The organism is Kribbella sp. NBC_00889 (assembly GCF_045207705.1).
Classification (GTDB): domain Bacteria; phylum Actinomycetota; class Actinomycetes; order Propionibacteriales; family Kribbellaceae; genus Kribbella.
In genome coordinates, this window is record NZ_CP108783.1 from 9083421 (window position 1) to 9101234 (window position 17814).

Below are 17814 nucleotides of genomic sequence, written 5' to 3' on the forward strand. Positions count from 1 at the left end.
TGGGCGAGTGCGTGAACTCGTTGTGCTGGGCACCGGAAGCCAGGTGCCGTCCCGCGAACGCACGCAGAACGGGTACTTCCTGCGCTGGGACGACGAGGGATTCCTGTTCGACCCGGGCGAAGGGACCCAACGGCAGATGCTGTACGCCGGGGTCGCAGCCGGCGCGATCACGCGGCTGTGCGTCACGCACTTCCACGGCGACCACTGCCTCGGCGTACCGGGGATCGTGCAGCGCCTGTCACTGGACGGCGTGCAGCATCCGGTCCACGCGCACTACCCGGCGTCGGGGCAGACGTACTTCACCAGGCTTCGGTACGCCGCTTCGTTCTTCGAGCGTGCCGAGTTGCTCGAGGAACCGGTTGAGGACGACGGCATGCTGTCCGTCGGGTCGTTCGGTCAGCTCTGGGCACGGCGGCTGGAGCACTCGATCGAGTCCTTCGGCTACCAGTTGATCGAGCCTGATGGGCGCCGGATGCTTCCCGGCAAGCTTGCTGCCGCCGGCGTCACCGGCCCCGCGATCGGCCGGTTGCAGCAGGCCGGCTCGCTGGAGGTTGACGGACGGGTGGTCCGGATCGAGGACGTCAGCGAACCTCGCCCGGGCCAACGCTTCGCGTTCATCATGGACACCCGGCTCTGCGACAACGTCCTGCGCCTGGCGGACGGTGCCGATCTCCTGGTGATCGAGTCGACCTACCTGTCGTCGGAGACGGAACTGGCCCGCCGCTTCGGCCACCTCACGGCTCGCCAAGCCGCCCGGGTCGCGGCCGAATGTGGAGTGCGGAAGCTGGTCCTCACCCACTTCTCCCAGCGCTACCTGGAGCCCGAACGCTTCCATGAGGAAGCCGCCGCCGAGTTCTCCGGCGAGATCGTGGTCGCCTCCGACCTCAGCCGCACCCCGGTCCCGTCCCGCCGCTAAAACGAACAGTGCATGACGAGCGGACCAACACCGCTCGATTCCCGTGATCGGCCAATTAACATCACCCACGAATGTAAATTGCCGATCATCAGGAGTCCCTCGCGTGAGCACTACCCGTCCCCTGCCGGCGGCGATCGCACTGGTCGTTGTTGGCGCGGCGGTGGCGGTGGCGGTGTGGCGGCCCTGGTCAGGCTCCGCCGACGCGGCCGGTAGCCCGCCCCAGATCACCGTGTCCCGCAGTCAGTGCGGCCAGGGCTGGACCGGCGCGAAGACCGGTCGGCAGACGCTCGTCGTACACAACACCGGCGACGCGTCCGCCGAGGTCGACCTCGTCGAGGTCAGCAGCAACAAGGTGTACGGCGAGGTGGAGGGCCTCGGCCCGAACACGAGTGCGCCGATGGACGTGCAGCTCGGCGCCGGGCAGTACGCGATCCGCTGCCTGATCGAGGATACCGACGCCATCACCGGTCCGACGGTGACTGTTGCGGGCGACGCGCAGGGCGGCCCGGCCGCGGTCGCCGTCACCAAGAACGACATGTTGCCGCTGGTGAAGCAGTACGAGGCGGCCGTCGCGGGCGGCGTCGCCGATCTGGCGGTCAAAACGGACAAGTTGCGCGGCGACGTGGACGCGGGCAACCTGGCCGCAGCCCGGGCCGACTGGCTGCCTGCGCACCTGGCGTACAACTCGCTCGGTGCGGCCTACGACGCGTTCGGCGACTTCGCCGACAAGATCGACGGATCCGCCGGCTTCCATCCGCTGGAAAAGGGCCTGTGGCACAACGCTTCCGCTGCCGCCCTGAAGCCGATCGCGGACCAGTTGGCCGCCGATGTGCACGGGTTGCAGCACGACCTGCCGAACGAACAGGTGGATCCGAACGATCTCGGGCTGCGCGCCCACGAGATCATGGAGAACGCCCTCCAGTTCGAGCTGACCGGCGAAAACGACCAGGGCAGCGGTACGTCGCTGAACACCGCACTGGCCAACCTGGACGGTACGGCGAGGGTGCTGACCATGCTGGACCCGGTGCTCAAGCCCCGTTACCCGGACCTGACCCAGGTGCAGACGTGGGAAGCCCGGGTGCGCACGCTGCTAGCCGCGCACCGGAACACCCCGGTCGCTCAGCTGGACCAGACCACCCGGGAGCAGCTCAACGGCGCGGTCGGTGAACTGTTGGAGCTACTCGCCCCCGTCGCGGCCATCTGCGAAGTACGGAGGAGCGCCTCATGAGCGGCGTCGGGCGTCGATCCTTCCTGCGCGGCGCGCTGGCCGGAGCCGGCGCGGCTGCGGTGACCGGGCTGACTGTGTCCGCCGACGCGGCGACGTCGACTTCCGTGGCGTTCCACGGCGTACACCAGGCCGGCATCACCACCGACCCACAGAAGCAGGCGATCTTCGCGTCGTTCGACGTGATCGCCGCGAACAAGGGCGAGCTGACCGACCTGTTCACGACGCTGACCGACCGGGCGCGACTGCTCACCGCGGGCGGTGCGCTGCCGCCGCTGGGCATCACCGCTCCGCCGGCCGACTCCGGCGTACTCGGTCCGGACATGCCCGGCGAGGACCTGACGATCACCGTGGGCGTCGGGGCGTCGCTGTTCGACGACCGGTACGGCCTCAAGGACCGCAAGCCAGCGAAGCTGACGGCGATGAAGGAGTTCCCCAACGACAGCCTGGACGACAGCCAGTGCCACGGGGACCTGAGCCTGCAGCTGTGCGCTTCGGAGACCGACACCGTGCTGCACGCGCTGCGGGACATCGCCCGGCACACTCGCGGCGCGATGCAGCTGCGCTGGCGCGTCGACGGCTTCCAGAGCCCGCCGCGGCCGTCCGGCACGCAGCGCAACCTGATGGGCTTCAAGGACGGCATCGTCAAGCCGGGGCCGGCCGACCACGACAAGCTCGTGTGGTTGGGCAATGACAAGGACACGGCGAACGGCGAGCCGGCCTGGACCGAGGGCGGCAGCTACCAGGTACTGCGCCAGATCCGGATGCTGGTCGAGTTCTGGGACCGGGTGTCGGTCGGCGAGCAGGAGAACATGTTCGGCCGGCGGCGGGACTCCGGCGCGCCGCTGGACGGCAACAGCGAGAGCGACATCCCCAACTACCCGGCCGACCCGACCGGCGGCGCGATCCCGTTGACCAGCCACATCCGGATGGCCAACCCCCGCACCGCGGACACGGCGGCCAGCCAGTTCCTGCGCCGCGGCTACAACTACGACAAGGGCACCGACTCGGTCGGGGACCTGGACATGGGACTGCTGTTCTGCGCGTACCAGCAGGACATCGCCCGGCAGTTCGAGGCCGTGCAGACCCGGCTGATCGACGAGCCCCTCGTCGACTACATCCGGCCGGTCGGCGGCGGGTACTTCTTCACGCTTCCCGGTGTACGGGACAGCAACGACCACTTCGGGCGGTCGTTGCTCGCATGAGTTACTCAGGAGGAGAAGGCATGCGTGCAAGACTTCGTGTCGCAGCCACGGCCATCGTGGCCGCGGCCAGCGTGTTGCTGGCCGGCTGTAGCGGCGGCGACACCAACCAGGTGGCCAACGCCGCCTATTCGTACAAGCCGGCCCACCCGGCCACACCGATCCAGCACGTGGTGGTGATCTTCGGCGAGAACATCTCGTTCGACCACTACTTCGGCACCTACCCGAACGCCACCAACGAGGACGGCACGACGTTCAAGGCGGACCGGCACACGCCCAAGGTGAACGGCCTGTCCAAGCAGTTGCTGACCCACAACCCGAACGCCTACGACCCCAAGCGGTTGGCGCCGTCGCAGGCACTGACCTGCGACCAGAACCACGGCTACGGTCCGGAGCAGAAGGCCGTCGACGGCCGCAAGATGGACAAGTTCGTCGAGAACACCGAGACGGACAAGTGCACCGGCCAGCCGGTTCTGTTCGGCGAGCCGGGCCTGGTGATGGACTACTACGACGGCAACACCGTCACCGCGATGTGGAACTACGCCCAGCACTACGCGCTGAGCGACAACTCGTTCGACACCGTGTACGGCCCGTCCACCCCGGGCGCCCTGAACCTGATCTCCGGTCAGACCCATGGCGTCCAGGCGATGGACCCGAAGACCGGCAAGCCCACCACGGACGCGTACGCCGTGCAGTCGCCCGACAAGAACGGCATCGGGACCGTCACCAACGACCCCGACCCGTTCTACGACGACTGCTCCAACAGCAACGGCAAGTCGACGAACAACCTGGCCGCGATGCACGGCCAGAACATCGGTGACCTGCTCAACCAGAAGCACGTCACCTGGGGCTGGTTCCAGGGCGGCTTCAAGCCGACCAGCACCGCCAACGGCAAGGCCGTCTGCGGTGCGCAGCACACCAACGTCGGCGGCATCGCGGCGCTGGACTACAGCCCGCACCACGCGCCGTTCCAGTACTACGAGTCGACCGCGAACCCGAAGCACCTGCCGCCGAGCTCGGTGGAAGCCATCGGTCAGACCGACCAGGCCAACCACCAGTACGACACGTCGGACTTCGACGCGGCCGTGGCGGCGAACAACCTGCCGTCGGTCAGCTTCCTGAAGGCCGGCGAGTACCAGGACGGTCACGCCGGCTACTCCGACCCGCTGGACGAGCAGGCGTTCGTGGTCAAGGAGATCAACCAGTTGCAGAAGTCCAAGGAGTGGTCGTCGACCGCGGTCGTCCTGGCCTACGACGACTCCGACGGCTGGTACGACCACGTGAAGTCGCCGACGGTGAACGGCTCCGAGGACGCCGCGCTCGACCAGTCGGCGCTGTGTGGCAAGGCCCCGGTGTCCGGCGGCTACGCCGACCGCTGCGGCTACGGCCCGCGCCTGCCGCTCCTGGTGATCTCGCCGTACGCGAAGACCAACCACGTCGACCACTCGCTGACCGACCAGACCTCGATCCTCAAGTTCATCGAGGACAACTGGCGGACCGGCCAGATCGGCGACCACTCGTTCGACCAGCGCGCCGGCAGCCTGAGCGGCATGTTCGACTTCCGGCACCCGAGCAAGAACAAGCTGATCCTGAACCCGAACACCGGAGCAGTCGTCAGCAACCACTGACCCTCGGCAACCACCCTTCCCACCGGGAAGGGTGGTTGCCTACCGCTCCTGTGAACAACTTCTGGTGACCGCGCACAGGTCATGCCATGTCCGCGGTCCCCAGATCCTGTCCACGGCACCGGGCCGGGCCGACGGGGTACACCTACGGGTGGTCGGCGAGGAAGTCATCGATCAGGGCGTTGACCTCGGTGGGGGACTCCAATGCGGCCAGGTGGGCGGACTGCTCGAGTACGACGAAACGCGCGCCGGGGATCGAGTCGGCCATCTCCTCCGTCTCGAGGACCGGAAAGGTTGCGTCCTCGGCGCCCGCGACGACCAGGACCGGCGTGCGGATCCGGCCGAACAACTCCCGTTGATCCGGCCGCCGCGGGACCACGCTGGTGACTGCGTGCCGGCCGGAGGTGATGTCCACCCGTCGTGCCAGCTCGTTGACCGTGGCAACAACATCTGGCTTCTCGCGTTGCGCCGTCGGACCCAGGAACGCATTGATCACCGGGCCGGCCAACGGACCCTTGATCCCACCGAGCGCTCGCGCTGTCCGGATCAGGACGCCGTACTCGAACCTTTGCCTGAGGCCGGCTGGTGACGCGGTCGCGTTCATGAGTACGGCGATGCCGGTCCGATCAGGATGCAGCGCGGCGAACGTGCCGCCGATCATCCCGCCCCAACTGTTGCCGATGACATGTACTTGGCCGACGCCGAGCTCGTCGACGATCGCGCGGATCACCTCGGCGCACTGCTCGAAGCTGAACGGTCCCGTCAGTGCTGAGCTTCCACCATGCCCAGGTGGATCGACGAGTATCACCTGAAACCGGTCGATGAAGTGCGCTGCCTGGCCCGACCACAGTGTGCCGTCCATCAGGAGGCTCGGCCAGAACAGCATCGCCGGCCCTTCGCCGCCGACCCGCAACCGGATCCGCCCCAGCACGGTCTCGACGTACCGATCCTCCACCCCGGCGAGCACCATGACCGAACGCTACCGCTCAGTCCGCCGGGACCGCGGCAGCCAGGCGAGTCGTCAATTCGCGGATGTGGGCAACGAGCTCCGGTGGCGACTGGACCTGGAACGGATAGCCGAGCAGGCCGACGTGCAACGCCAGTTCGTCGAGTGAGTTGGCGCCGGTATCGACCTGCGTCGTCCTCGCGCCGATCGGCGTCACCGTCGCGACGCTCGGCGCCAGCCGATCCGTGATCACCTCGACCGGTGCCTCGATGATGAAGCGCGCCTGGTAGCGATAACCACCCGACGCCACCCCGCGCGCGGTCGCGTCCAGATCCGGGACCTCGCGTGCCGTAAACCGTGGTCCGGTCGGGATCCGTGGTTCCAGTCGATCGAGCCGGAACGTACGCCAGTCGTCGCGGTCGAGATCCCACGCCACCAGGTACCACCGTCGCCCGGTGTGCACCATCCGATGCGGCTCCGTCGTACGACGACCCGCCGTACCGTCGTGGCTGCGGTAGTCGAACCGCAGTCGTTGCCGATCGCGACAGGCCTCCGCCACTGCGAGCAACACCTCTGGCTGCACAGCCGCTCCGCCCGACGGCATAACGGCGATTGCCTGGAGCAACTTGACTCGATGCCGCAACCTCGACGGCAGCACCTGTTCGAGCTTGGTCAGCGCTCGGACCGACGACTCCTCGATCCCGGCGACGCTGCCGATCGCGGCCGCTCTGAGTCCGATCGCGACGGCCACCGCCTCGTCGTCGTCGAGCAGCAACGGCGGCAGCGCGGCGCCGGCCCCGAGCCGGTAGCCGGCCACCCCTGGCACGGCGTCGACCGGGTAGCCGAGATTGCGCAGCTTGTCCACGTCCCGGCGGACGGTCCGGACACCGACGCCGAGCTCGGCGGCAAGGTCGGCTCCACTCCAGTCCCGTGGGGACTGCAGCAGCGACAGCAACTTGAGCAGTCGAGCGGAGGTTTCCAGCATGATCGGATTCTGCCATCTAGCTAGGACTGAAGCTGTCCTAACCGGATGAGAGAGTCGAAGCATGATCAAGCCATTCAGTATCGACATCCCGCAGAGCAGGCTCGACGACCTGACTGCTCGCCTCGAGAACACCCGGCTGCCGGCCGCGCTCCCGGGAGACGACTGGGACACCGGCGTACCGGTCTCCTGGCTGGGCGAGCTGGTCGACTACTGGCGAACCGGCTACGACTGGCGCGCGGCGGAGGCGGAGCTCAACGCGTATCCGCAGTTCACGACTGTGATCGACGATCAGCAGATCCACTTCCTGCATGTGAAGTCGCCGGAGCCGGACGCGCTTCCGCTGATCCTGACGCACGGCTGGCCAGGGTCGGTCGTCGAGTTCTTGGACCTGATCGGGCCGCTCACCGACCCGGTGTCGTTTGGTGGGGTGGCTTCGGACGCGTTCCATCTGGTGATCCCGTCGCTGCCTGGCTTCGGCTTCTCCGGACCGGTCTCGGAGCGCGGCTGGACCAGGGAGCAGATCGGCCGTACCTGGGCCAAGTTGATGGATCGCCTCGGCTACGAGCGGTACGGCGTACAGGGCGGTGACATCGGCGGCGCGGTATCTCCCGAGGTGGCGCGGGCGGCCAGCGAGCACGTGGTCGGCGTACACACCAACGGCGGGCCCTCGTTGCCGCCGTTCCCGCTGAGCGACGACGAACTGAAGACCCTGACGCCGCTGGAGCAGGACCGCATCGCGCGGATCGGCCAGTTCATGCAGGACGAGTTCGGTTACATCGCCATCCAGTCGACCAGGCCGCAGACGCTGGCCTACGGGCTGGTGGACTCGCCGGTCGGGCAACTCGCGTGGATCATGGACAAGTTCCGCGCCTGGACCCACCCGATGGAAACCTTGCCTGATGCAATCATCAGCAAGGACCGGCTGCTCACGAACGTGATGTTCTATTGGCTCACCGGGACGGCGGGTTCGGCGGCGCTGGTCGGGTACGCGGAGCAGGAGCGGTGGGGAGCGCACAAGGAGAACTCCGGCGTCCCGACCGCAGTGCTGGCCACCGCACACGACGTCGCGATCCGCCGCTACGCCGAGCGGGACAACACGATCACCCGCTGGACCGACCTCGACCACGGCGGCCACTTCGCCGCCCTGGAGATCCCAGACGTCCTGATCACTGACGTCCGTGAGTTCTTCCGCGACCTGCGCTGAAGCTCCAGCCTCACTCGCCGAGCCTGCTCAGCACGCCGAGCCGGCCCGGTCGCCGGGGTCGGCTCGGCAGGTCAGCCATCGGTGGTCAGGCGAAGTCGGTTGAGGTGCTGATGTGGGCCCAGGTGGCGGCTTCCTCGGCGCGGGATCGGGAGGCTCGGTCCGCATGGGTGAGCGCGTCGTTGCCGAGGAGGAGGCGGAGGGGTGGGGTGTCGAGCGCGACGATGTCGAGGATCGCGCGGGCCGCCTTGGCCGGGTCTCCGGCTTGCTTGCCGTCGGTCTCCAGCCGGAAGCGGTTCATTTCGCCGACCGTGGCGTCGTAGTCGGCCCCGACGGGTGCGATCGCCATCGACGAACCACCCCAGTCGGTCCGGAACGCGCCCGGCTCGATGATCGTCACCCTCACCCCGAACGGCTTCACCTCGTTGTTCAGCACCTCCGAGAACCCTTCGACCGCGAACTTCGCGGTCTGGTACGCGCCCATCCCCGGCGTACCACCGACCCGGCCGCCGATCGACGAGAACTGCAGGAAGTGCCCGCTCCGCTGCGCACGGAACACCGGCAGCGCGGCCTTGGTCACGTTCACGACGCCGAACAGGTTCGTCTCGATCTGCGCCCGGAAGTCCTCGTCGGGCGTCTCCTCGATCGGGGCGCTGTTCGCGTAGCCGGCGTTGTTCGCCACCACATCGAGACCGCCGAACTCGTCCAGCGCGGTCCGTACGGCGTCCCGCGCCGTGGCCGCGTCCGTCACGTCCAGGGCAACCGCCCGCACCTGGTCGCCAAACTTCGCGACCAGATCGTCGAGCTGCTCGGGCTTGCGGGCGGTGGCGACGACTCGATCGCCGGCGGCCAAGACAGCTTCGGTGAGGGCGCGGCCGAGCCCGCGGGAGCTGCCGGTGATCAGCCAGATCTTGCTCATGATCATTCCTAACTAACCAAACGGTTGGATACTTCGCCAAGCTAACCTCGCGATCCACGAGAAATCAACTAACCGGTTGGTTGGTACGCTGGAGGCATGCAGCAACGGAACGCCGATCGGACCAAGACGCGGATCCTGGCGGCCGCCACCGAGGAGTTCGCCGCGCGGGGGATCGCCGGGGCGCGAGTCCAGCGGATCGCCGAGGTCGCTGGGTGCAACAAGGCGATGCTCTACGCGTACTTCGGGAGCAAGGACGGGCTGTTCGACGCGGTTTTCACCGCGTCGGTGGAGGCCTACCTCGAGGAGGTGGGGTTCGACGCGACGGACTTGCCGGCGTACGCGGGGCGGGTGTTCGACTACTTCGAGGAGCATCCCGAGCACCTGCGGTTGTCGGTCTGGTACCGGTTGGAGCGGCCGGAAGGGCATCCGCTGGACGCGATTCTCGCGGTCAATCGGAGCCGGCTGGACGATCTCGTCCGGGCTCAGCGGCGACGGGCCGTGCCAGGACAGTTCGCGGCGGTCAGTCTGCTCTCGCTGATCCAGGCGATCGCGACGAGCTGGTCGTCGATGAACCCGGAGTACGGCACCGGCGTACCGAGCCGGGCGTTGCGGCGCCGGGCGGTGGTGGAGGCGGTGGAAAAGATTCTCAGCTGATTCATTGGCTGGCCCAATGAGGCTCTCAGTCTGGCGCGCTCTAATCGACTGCAGAGAGAACTGGGCTGAGGAGGCAAGGGGAATGAACGAGGGCGCGGAACGGCAGGAAGCTGGACAGGAGCCTACGCAGCAACCGGACAGCTGGCAGGCCGGTCCGCAGCAAGCGGCACCGCAGGACCCGCAGCACGCGGAACCACAGCAAGCGAGTCCGCTGCAGTCTGGACCACAGACTGCGGCACCGCAGCAGCAGGCACCGCAGCAGCCGGCGCCGCAGCAGCAGGCACCGCAGCAGCCGGCGCCGCAGCAGCAGGCACCGCAGCAGCAGGCACCGCAGCAGCCGGCACCGCAGCAGCAGGCGCCGCAGCAGCCGGCGCCGCAGCAGCCGGGACAGGTGTATCAGGGACAGCAGCAGCCGGGGCAGCAGTACGCCGGGCCGCAGCAGGCCGGACAGCTGTACCCGGGACAGCAGAATGCACCGCAGCAGCAGGCGGGCCACCCGCCGTTTGTGCAGCAGCACATGGGACAGCAGTTTGCGGGGCAGCCGCCGTACGGGCAGCAGCACGTCGGACAGCAGCATCCCGGGCAGGCGCCGTACGGGCAGCACCAGCAGTACCCCGGGCCGCACTACGCGGGACAGCCGCCGTATGGGCAGCCGCCGTACTACCCGTTTGGCCCGCAAGCGCCGCGTCCGGGACGGCGGGGGCGTCGGTTGCTGGGAGCGGGTGCGCTCGGGCTGGCCGCCGTGCTAGTGGCCGGATCTGTTGCCTGGGGCATCGGTCGGCAGGCCGGCGGGAACGGGTCGCAACTCTCGCAGCAGCAGTTCGACGCGTCGGCAGTCGCGGCGAAGGTCTCGCCCGGGCTGGTGGATGTGAACACGGTGCTCGGGTTCGAAGGTGCTCGCGCCGCCGGGACCGGGATCGTGCTGAGCTCCGACGGTGAAGTGCTGACCAACCACCACGTCATCGAGGGCGCCACCTCCATCACCGTGACCGACATCGGGAACGGCAAGACGTACCAGGCGGGTGTCGTCGGGTACGACGATCAGCACGACATCGCCGTACTCAAGCTGAAGGATGCGTCCGGGCTGGAGACCGCGAAGATCGGCAACTCGGACAAGGTGGCGGTCGGCGACCAGGTGGTCGGAATCGGCAACGCGGGTGGTACCGGCGGTACGCCGAGCCACGCGGCCGGCAAGGTGACCGGGCTGAACCAGGCGATCACCGCGACCGACGAGAACGGGCAGGACCCGGAGAACCTCACCGGGCTGATCCAGACCGACGCGAACATCCAGGCCGGCGACTCCGGCGGACCGCTAGCGAACGCGTCCGGCGAGGTGATCGGTGTCGACACGGCTGGGTCCGGCGGAAACAACGGCGGGCAAGGACAGCCTGGCCAGGCGGCGGCAACCACCGGCGCCTCCACGACCGCGGTCCAGGCTGCGGCGACCAACGGAACCCCGGCGACCGCGATTCAGGCTGCGGATGGCAACGGGACCGGAAACGGCAACGACGACCCGTTCGGCGACGGATCCCAGGACCCGTTCGGCAACGGGAACGGCGGCGACAACGGCTTCGGCGACGGCTCGGGCGGCAACGGCTTCGGCGACGGGTCCGGCGGCAACGGTTCGGGCAACGGCGACGGTTCGGGCAACGGTGGTGGCGGGAACGGGCAGGGCCAGAGCACGACCGAGGGCTTCGCGATCCCGATCAACCAGGCTATGGACATCGCGGACCAGATCCAGGACGGCAAGGCGTCGGACGCCGTACACATCGGTGACTCGCCGATGCTGGGCATCTCGGTGGTCACCGACGCCGGCGTCACCGGCGCGGCAGTCGGCGACGTGATCGCGGACGGTAAGGCCGACGACGCCGGCATCGCCGCCGGCGACGTCATCACCTCCTTCGCCGGCCACGCGGTCGACTCGGCCGACGCCCTGTCGAGCCTTCTGAACAAACAGCACCCCGGCGACAAGGTCGAGGTCGGCTGGACCGACCAGTCCGGCCAGCAGCACAAGGCCACGATCGAACTCATCACCGGCCCAGTGCGCTGACCCCAGGCCAGGTGCGCTGACCTCAGGATCAGCGCACTGGCTTCAAGCCCGGCGCGCCGCCGCAAGGCCGGCGCGCCGGCGACAGACTCGGTCCGCCGACGCAACCCCTCGCTCTAGGCGGACCGACAACGATCGGGCCCGGCCACGCCCTTCCCCTGGGGCGCCCGGGCCCGATCGGCCAACAAAAGGACGACCTCCACCCCTACTCCTCCTAAGGGGTGGGGGTCATTCGTTGTGTGGGGAAAACAACTTTCGGTGCGGGCGGGATTTCGTTAGTCTTGCTAAGTAAACGTGGGTTCACCGCCGTGAGGAAGTGCTTTGAGCGTTCGTCCTGCCGCCCGTCCGCGGCTGATTCTTGCCGCGCTCGCATCGTGCGGCGTTCTCGTCTCCGTCAGCCAGACCATCGTCGTACCGCTGCTGCCCGAGCTTCCCGGGATCACCCACAGTCCGGTTTCGGACGTGAGTTGGCTGATCACTGTGACTCTGCTCACCGGCGCGGTGTTCACCCCGCTGCTCGGCCGGGCCGGCGACATGTACGGCAAGCGCCGGGTGCTCCTGATCGCGCTGGGCTCCATGGTGATCGGCTCGCTGCTCTGCGCAAGTAGTTCGGACCTGACGGTGCTGATCGTCGGGCGTGCGTTCCAGGGTGCCGCGGTCGCCGTCGTACCGCTCGGCATCAGCATCCTGCGCGACGAGTTGCCACCGAGTCGCGTGATCCCGTCCATCGCGCTGATGAGCTCGACCCTCGGCGTCGGCGCGGCCTTCGGCATCCCGGCCGCGACACTGGTCGTGCAGTACTCGAACTGGCACACCATGTTCTGGATCTGCGTCGGCATCGGCCTGTTCGACGTCCTCCTGGTACTGCTGATCGTCCCCGAGTCCGCGGTCCGGACCAGCGGACGCTTCGACGTACCCGGCGCCCTCGGACTGAGTGCGTTCCTCGTCTGTCTCCTGCTCGCCGTGTCGAAGAGCGGCACGTGGAGTACGACGACCATCGTCGCCTTGTACGCCGTCGCCGTCCTGCTCGTGCCGTTGTGGGGAATCTTCGAACTCCGGACCCGCAGCCCGCTCGTGGACCTCCGGGTGTCCGCGCGCCCCGCCGTTCTGTTCACCAACCTCGGTGCCCTGCTGATCGGCTTCTCGTTCTACGCCAACTCGCTGTCGACCGCGCAGCTGGTGCAGGAGCCGAAGTGGACCGGGTACGGCCTCGGCGCGTCGATCGTGGTCAGCGGTCTCTGCCTCCTGCCAGGCGGTGTCGCGATGGTTCTGCTGTCGCCGGTCTCGGCCCGGATCTCATCCGCCCGCGGACCGCGGTTCACCCTGATCATCGCGTCGATCCTGATGGCGGCCGGGTACGTCGTCCGGCTCTTCACCAGCAGCAACATCGCGGGAATCGTCATCGGCGCGACCGTCGTCTCGGCCGGAACCGCGGTCGCCTACTCGGCGCTTCCGGCCTTGATCATGCATGCTGTGCCGGTGACCGAAACGGCCGCGGCGAACGGCCTCAACACGCTGATGCGCACGATCGGCTCCGCGATCTGCAGCACGATCGTGGCGACCGTGCTGGCGAGCGTGACGATCGCCAAGGACGGCCAGGTCGCGCCCGCGTTGTCGGCGTACCTGATCGTGTTCGTCATCGCCGGGGTGGCCGCGGTGGTCGCGGCCGGTTTCGTGACGCTCATCCCGGCCCGGCGGCAGACCCCGGTCCACCTCGAGACGACGACCAAGGCATCGGCGAGCACAACGGCGAGTACGACGTGACCGATCCGGGGCGGATCGCGATCCTGCGCGCAGCGCGACGGGCGTTCGCACTGCAGGACTACAACGCGGTCACGCTCCGCGGGATCGCCGCGGACGCGAATGTGAGCGCGGCGCTGATCGTCAAACACTTCGGCAGCAAGGAAGCACTGTTCGACCGGGTCGCCGACTTCAGCGAGGCTGCCGAGCTGCTGCTCGCCGCGCCCGACGAGGAGCTCGGCCGGCATGCCGTGCTGACACTGGTGAACTACCGCCGGACGAACGGCCTCGACCTCCTGGTCCGAGTGGTATTCGCGGCCGGCAGCGGCAACGAGCGCGCCTTGATCCGCGAGCACTTCCGCGACCAGGTCACCCGCGGTTTCGCGGCCCGGCTCACCGGTGACGACGTCGACATCCGCGCCGGCCTGATCACCGGCCAGCTCCTCGGCCTCGGTGCCGCCATGTCGATCGACAAGACCGGCTCGGTCGCCACTGCCGAGCCGGACACGATCGCCGACCTGTACGCTCCCGGCATCCAGGCCCTGATCCACTGAGCGCGGCCGGATTGTTTCCCGGACAGGCATCTCGCTATGTGGGCAAAGGCCCTGATTTCTGCGACCGACGCCGCTAGCATAGGTCGGCCAGTCCGAGAGGCGCTGCAACGGACCGCCGGGTCCGCCACGCTCGACTGGTGGCTTCGACTGCAAGGGCGCCTCCGGAGTCACTCTGGAGGGGACGGCAGATGACGGAAACTGCGCTACGGGAGCTGCTGGATCAGCGGATCGCAGTGCTTGACGGCGCCTGGGGCACGATGCTGCAGGGCGCGAAGCTGAAGCCCGAGGACTACCAGGGCGACCGGTTCGGCGACCACACCCACGACGTCACGGGTGACCCCGACGTGCTCGCCCTGACGCGGCCCGACGTCATCCTCGACGTCCACCGGCAGTATCTCGCGGCCGGCGCCGACATCACCACCACGAACACGTTCACCGCGACGAGCATCGGGCAGGCCGACTACGGCATGCAGGAGTACGTGCGCGAGATGAACATCGCCGCGGCGAAGCTCGCCCGCCAGGCCGCGGACGAGGCCGGTGGGCGATTCGTTGCCGGCTCGATCGGCCCGCTGAACGTGACCTTGTCGCTGTCGCCGCGGGTCGAGGACCCGTCGTACCGCGCCGTGACGTTCGAGCAGGTGAAGGCCTCGTACGCCGAGCAGATCGCGGCGCTGGCCGAGGGCGGCGTGGACCTGCTGCTGATCGAGACCATCTTCGACACCCTGAACGCGAAGGCCGCCGTCACCGCGGCTCGCGAGGTCGCGCCGCATCTGCCGTTGTGGATCTCGGTGACGATCGTGGACCTGAGCGGCCGGACCCTCTCGGGCCAGACGGTCGAGGCGTTCTGGAGCTCGGTCGAGCACGCCAAGCCGCTGGTCGTCGGCGTCAACTGCTCGCTGGGGGCTGCCGAGATGCGCCCGCACGTGGCGGACCTCGCACGGTTCGCCGACACCTACGTCGCCTCGCACCCGAACGCCGGCCTACCGAACGCGTTCGGTGGGTACGACGAGACGCCGGAGCAAACGTCCGGAATGCTGCAGGAGTTCGCCGGCTCCGGTCTCGTCAACATCGTCGGCGGCTGCTGCGGCACGACGCCTGCCCATATCGCGAAGATCGCCGAAGCGGTGCGCGACCTCCCGCCGCGGACCGTCGTACCGACCGACCACACCAGCCGGTTCTCCGGCCTCGAGCCGTTCAAGATCGGTGCGGACACCGGGTTCGTCATGATCGGCGAGCGGACCAACGTGACCGGCTCGGCGAAGTTCCGCCGGCTGATCGAGGGCGACAACCACCAGGCCGCGGTCGACGTGGCGCTGGAGCAGGTCCGCGGCGGCGCGAACCTGCTGGACGTGAACATGGACGCCGACCTGCTCGACAGCGAGCAGGCGATGACCACGTTCCTGAACCTGATCGCGACCGAGCCCGAGGTGGCCCGGATCCCGATCATGATCGACAGCTCGAAGTGGACGGTGCTCGAGGCCGGGCTGAAGTGCGTGCAGGGCAAGGGCGTGGTCAACTCGATCAGCCTGAAGGAGGGCGAGGAGGAGTTCCTCGACCGGGCCCGGCGGATTCGCGACTACGGCGCCGGCGCGGTGGTGATGGCCTTCGACGAGCAGGGCCAAGCCGACACTGTCGAGCGCAAGGTCGCGATCTGCGGCCGTGCGTACGACCTGCTCACCGGGATCGGCTTCCCGGCCGAGGACATCATCTTCGACCCGAACGTACTCGCCGTCGCCACCGGTATGTCCGAGCACAACGGCTACGCGAACAACTTCATCGAAGCTCTGCCGCTGATCAAGGAACGCTGCCCGGGCGTGCACATCAGCGGCGGGATCTCGAACCTGTCGTTCTCGTTCCGTGGCAACGACATCGTCCGCGAGGCGATGCACTCGGCCTTCCTCTACCACGCGGGCAAGGTCGGCCTGGACATGGGAATCGTGAACGCCGGCCAGCTGGCCGTCTACGAGGACATCCCGAAGGATCTGCTCGAGCTGGTCGAGGACGTCATCTTCAACCGGCGCGACGACGCCACCGACCGGCTGGTCAGCTTCGCCGAGAACGTGAAGGGCAAGGGCACCAAGCGCGAGGTCGACCTGACCTGGCGCGAGGGCACCGTGCAGGAGCGGCTGTCGCACGCGCTGGTGCACGGCATCGTCGACTTCATCGAGGAGGACACCGAGGAGGCGCGCAAGCAGCTGCCCCGTCCGCTCGAGGTGATCGAGGGTCCGCTGATGGACGGCATGAAGATCGTCGGCGACCTGTTCGGCGCCGGCAAGATGTTCCTGCCGCAGGTGGTCAAGAGCGCCCGGGTGATGAAGCGCTCGGTCGCCTACCTGGAGCCGTTCATGGAGGCGGAGAAGGAGCAGGCCCGGCGGGAGGGCCGTGCCGAGATGGTGCGCGGCCAGGGCAAGGTCGTGCTGGCCACGGTCAAGGGCGACGTCCACGACATCGGTAAGAACATCGTCGGCGTCGTACTCGGCTGCAACAACTACGAGGTGATCGACCTCGGCGTGATGGTGCCGGCGGCAAGGATCCTGGACACGGCCGTTGCCGAGGGCGCCGATGCGGTCGGGCTGTCCGGCCTGATCACGCCGTCGCTGGACGAGATGGTCGCCGTCGCCGCCGAGATGGAGCGGCGCGGACTGAAGCTCCCGTTGCTGATCGGTGGCGCGACCACGTCCAAGCAGCACACCGCGGTCCGGATCGCCCCGGCGTACGAGCAGACCACTGTGCACGTGCTGGACGCGTCGCGGGTGGTCGGTGTGGTCTCGGACCTGCTCGACGACGAGCGTTCGCAAGAGCTTGCCCGTAGCAACAGTATTGAGCAGGAGCGGTTGCGCGAGCAGCACGCGAACAAGCAGCGCAGCCCGTTGCTCACGCTGGCCCAGGCGCGCGCCAACGCCGAACCGGTCGAGTACGGCGAACTCCCGGTGCCCGCGTTCACCGGCCTGCGCCGGGTGTCGCCGGACCTGGAGACGCTGCGCGCGATGATCGACTGGCAGTTCCTGTTCCTGGCCTGGGAGTTGAAGGGCAAGTACCCCGCGATCCTGGATCAGCCGGTGGCGCGCGAACTGTTCGACGACGCGAACACGCTCCTGGACGAGATCGTTGCCAACGGCTCCTTCACCGCCGAGGGTGCGTACGGGTTCTGGCCGGCGCACAGCGAGGGTGACGACATCATCCTCGACGGCCTGGACGCGTCGTTCCCGATGCTGCGCCAGCAGACCGAGAAGCCGGCCGGACGGCACAACCGGTGCCTGGCCGACTACGTCGCGCCGTCCGGCGACCACCTCGGTGGGTTCGGGGTCGCGATCCACGGTGCCGAGGCGCTCGCGGCGTCGTACGAGGCGAAGAACGACGACTACCGGGCGATCATGGTGAAAGCCCTGGCCGACCGCCTGGCCGAGGCGTTCGCGGAGTGGATCCACCTGGAGGCGCGGCGGGCGTGGTTCGAGCCGGACGCCGAGCCGGTGCTGGAGGACCTGCACGCCGAGCGGTTCCGGGGTATCCGGCCGGCCCTCGGGTACCCGGCGAGCCCGGACCATTCCGAGAAGCAGGAGTTGTTCCACCTGCTCGAGGCGGAGAAGCTCGGCCTGGGCCTGACCGAGTCGTTCGCGATGACCCCGGCGGCCGCCGTCAGCGGTCTGATCTTCGCCAACCCGGCGTCGCGCTACTTCAGCGTCGGCCGCCTGGGCCACGACCAGATCGAGGACTACGCCGTACGCCGCGGCCTGTCCGTCGAGGAGATCGAGCGCTGGCTGCGGCCGAACCTGGCCTACGACCCGGCGTGAACTCCCCTA

At 68.3% G+C, this 17814-nt stretch carries 14 protein-coding genes; 10 read left to right on the top strand and 4 right to left on the bottom strand.

Annotated features, from left to right (window positions below; translation table 11 throughout):
* The first annotated feature begins 7 nt into the window (after window positions 1-7).
* The 4 genes from OG817_RS44760 to OG817_RS44775 all read left to right on the top strand — a co-directional run bounded on the left by OG817_RS44760 (window position 8) and on the right by OG817_RS44775 (window position 4971).
* Window positions 8-916: a ribonuclease Z gene (locus OG817_RS44760; protein WP_406051233.1), complete on the top strand. Its 909-nt coding sequence runs from the start codon at window positions 8-10 to the stop codon at window positions 914-916.
* A 103-nt stretch (window positions 917-1019) separates the two neighbouring features.
* Window positions 1020-2144: an EfeM/EfeO family lipoprotein gene (locus tag OG817_RS44765; RefSeq protein WP_406051234.1), complete on the top strand. Its 1125-nt coding sequence runs from the start codon at window positions 1020-1022 to the stop codon at window positions 2142-2144.
* Window positions 2141-3346, top strand: coding sequence for a Dyp-type peroxidase (locus tag OG817_RS44770; RefSeq protein WP_406051235.1), 1206 nt, complete (start codon window positions 2141-2143; stop codon window positions 3344-3346). Before OG817_RS44765 ends, OG817_RS44770 begins: the two co-directional genes overlap by 4 nt.
* 20 nt (window positions 3347-3366) lie before the next feature.
* Entirely contained in the window at window positions 3367-4971 is a 1605-nt protein-coding gene (locus tag OG817_RS44775; protein WP_406051236.1) for a phospholipase C, read from the top strand.
* A 142-nt stretch (window positions 4972-5113) separates the two neighbouring features.
* Here OG817_RS44775 and OG817_RS44780 read toward each other — a convergent pair whose 3' ends face one another.
* Together OG817_RS44780 and OG817_RS44785 are read right to left on the bottom strand one after the other, a co-directional pair.
* Window positions 5114-5938, bottom strand: a complete 825-nt coding sequence (locus tag OG817_RS44780; protein WP_406051237.1) for an alpha/beta fold hydrolase — start codon at window positions 5936-5938, stop codon at window positions 5114-5116.
* A gap of 16 nt (window positions 5939-5954) precedes the next feature.
* Window positions 5955-6899 carry a helix-turn-helix transcriptional regulator gene (locus OG817_RS44785; RefSeq protein WP_406051239.1) on the bottom strand — a complete coding sequence of 315 codons (945 nt, stop codon included), beginning with the start codon at window positions 6897-6899 and terminating at the stop codon, window positions 5955-5957.
* Between the two features lie 61 nt (window positions 6900-6960).
* On the opposite strand from OG817_RS44785, the gene OG817_RS44790 reads away from it, so the two are divergent.
* On the top strand, window positions 6961-8103 hold the full coding sequence (locus tag OG817_RS44790; protein ID WP_406051240.1) for an epoxide hydrolase family protein: 1143 nt from the start codon (window positions 6961-6963) through the stop codon (window positions 8101-8103).
* An 85-nt stretch (window positions 8104-8188) separates the two neighbouring features.
* Here the strand turns inward: OG817_RS44790 and OG817_RS44795 are convergent, their stop codons facing one another.
* Window positions 8189-9019, bottom strand: coding sequence for an oxidoreductase (locus OG817_RS44795; protein WP_406051241.1), 831 nt, complete (start codon window positions 9017-9019; stop codon window positions 8189-8191).
* A 96-nt stretch (window positions 9020-9115) separates the two neighbouring features.
* Here OG817_RS44795 and OG817_RS44800 point away from each other — a divergent pair, with 96 nt between their 5' ends.
* Window positions 9116-9673, top strand: coding sequence for a TetR family transcriptional regulator (locus OG817_RS44800; RefSeq protein WP_406051242.1), 558 nt, complete (start codon window positions 9116-9118; stop codon window positions 9671-9673).
* A 40-nt stretch (window positions 9674-9713) separates the two neighbouring features.
* Here the strand turns inward: OG817_RS44800 and OG817_RS44805 are convergent, their stop codons facing one another.
* Window positions 9714-10277, bottom strand: coding sequence for a hypothetical protein (locus OG817_RS44805; protein ID WP_406051243.1), 564 nt, complete (start codon window positions 10275-10277; stop codon window positions 9714-9716).
* 138 nt (window positions 10278-10415) lie between these two features.
* Here OG817_RS44805 and OG817_RS44810 point away from each other — a divergent pair, with 138 nt between their 5' ends.
* The 4 genes from OG817_RS44810 (at window position 10416) to metH (ending at window position 17805) form a co-directional block, all read left to right on the top strand.
* Window positions 10416-11723 (top strand): S1C family serine protease, encoded by a 1308-nt coding sequence (locus OG817_RS44810; protein ID WP_406051245.1) that lies wholly within the window; start codon window positions 10416-10418, stop codon window positions 11721-11723.
* A gap of 318 nt (window positions 11724-12041) precedes the next feature.
* Complete coding sequence (locus OG817_RS44815; RefSeq protein ID WP_406051246.1) at window positions 12042-13484, top strand: MFS transporter; 1443 nt, start codon at window positions 12042-12044, stop codon at window positions 13482-13484.
* Entirely contained in the window at window positions 13481-14014 is a 534-nt protein-coding gene (locus OG817_RS44820; RefSeq protein WP_406051247.1) for a TetR family transcriptional regulator, read from the top strand. Before OG817_RS44815 ends, OG817_RS44820 begins: the two co-directional genes overlap by 4 nt.
* A gap of 188 nt (window positions 14015-14202) precedes the next feature.
* On the top strand, window positions 14203-17805 hold the full coding sequence (metH, locus tag OG817_RS44825) for a methionine synthase (RefSeq protein ID WP_406051248.1): 3603 nt from the start codon (window positions 14203-14205) through the stop codon (window positions 17803-17805).
* The last annotated feature ends 9 nt before the right edge of the window (window positions 17806-17814 follow it).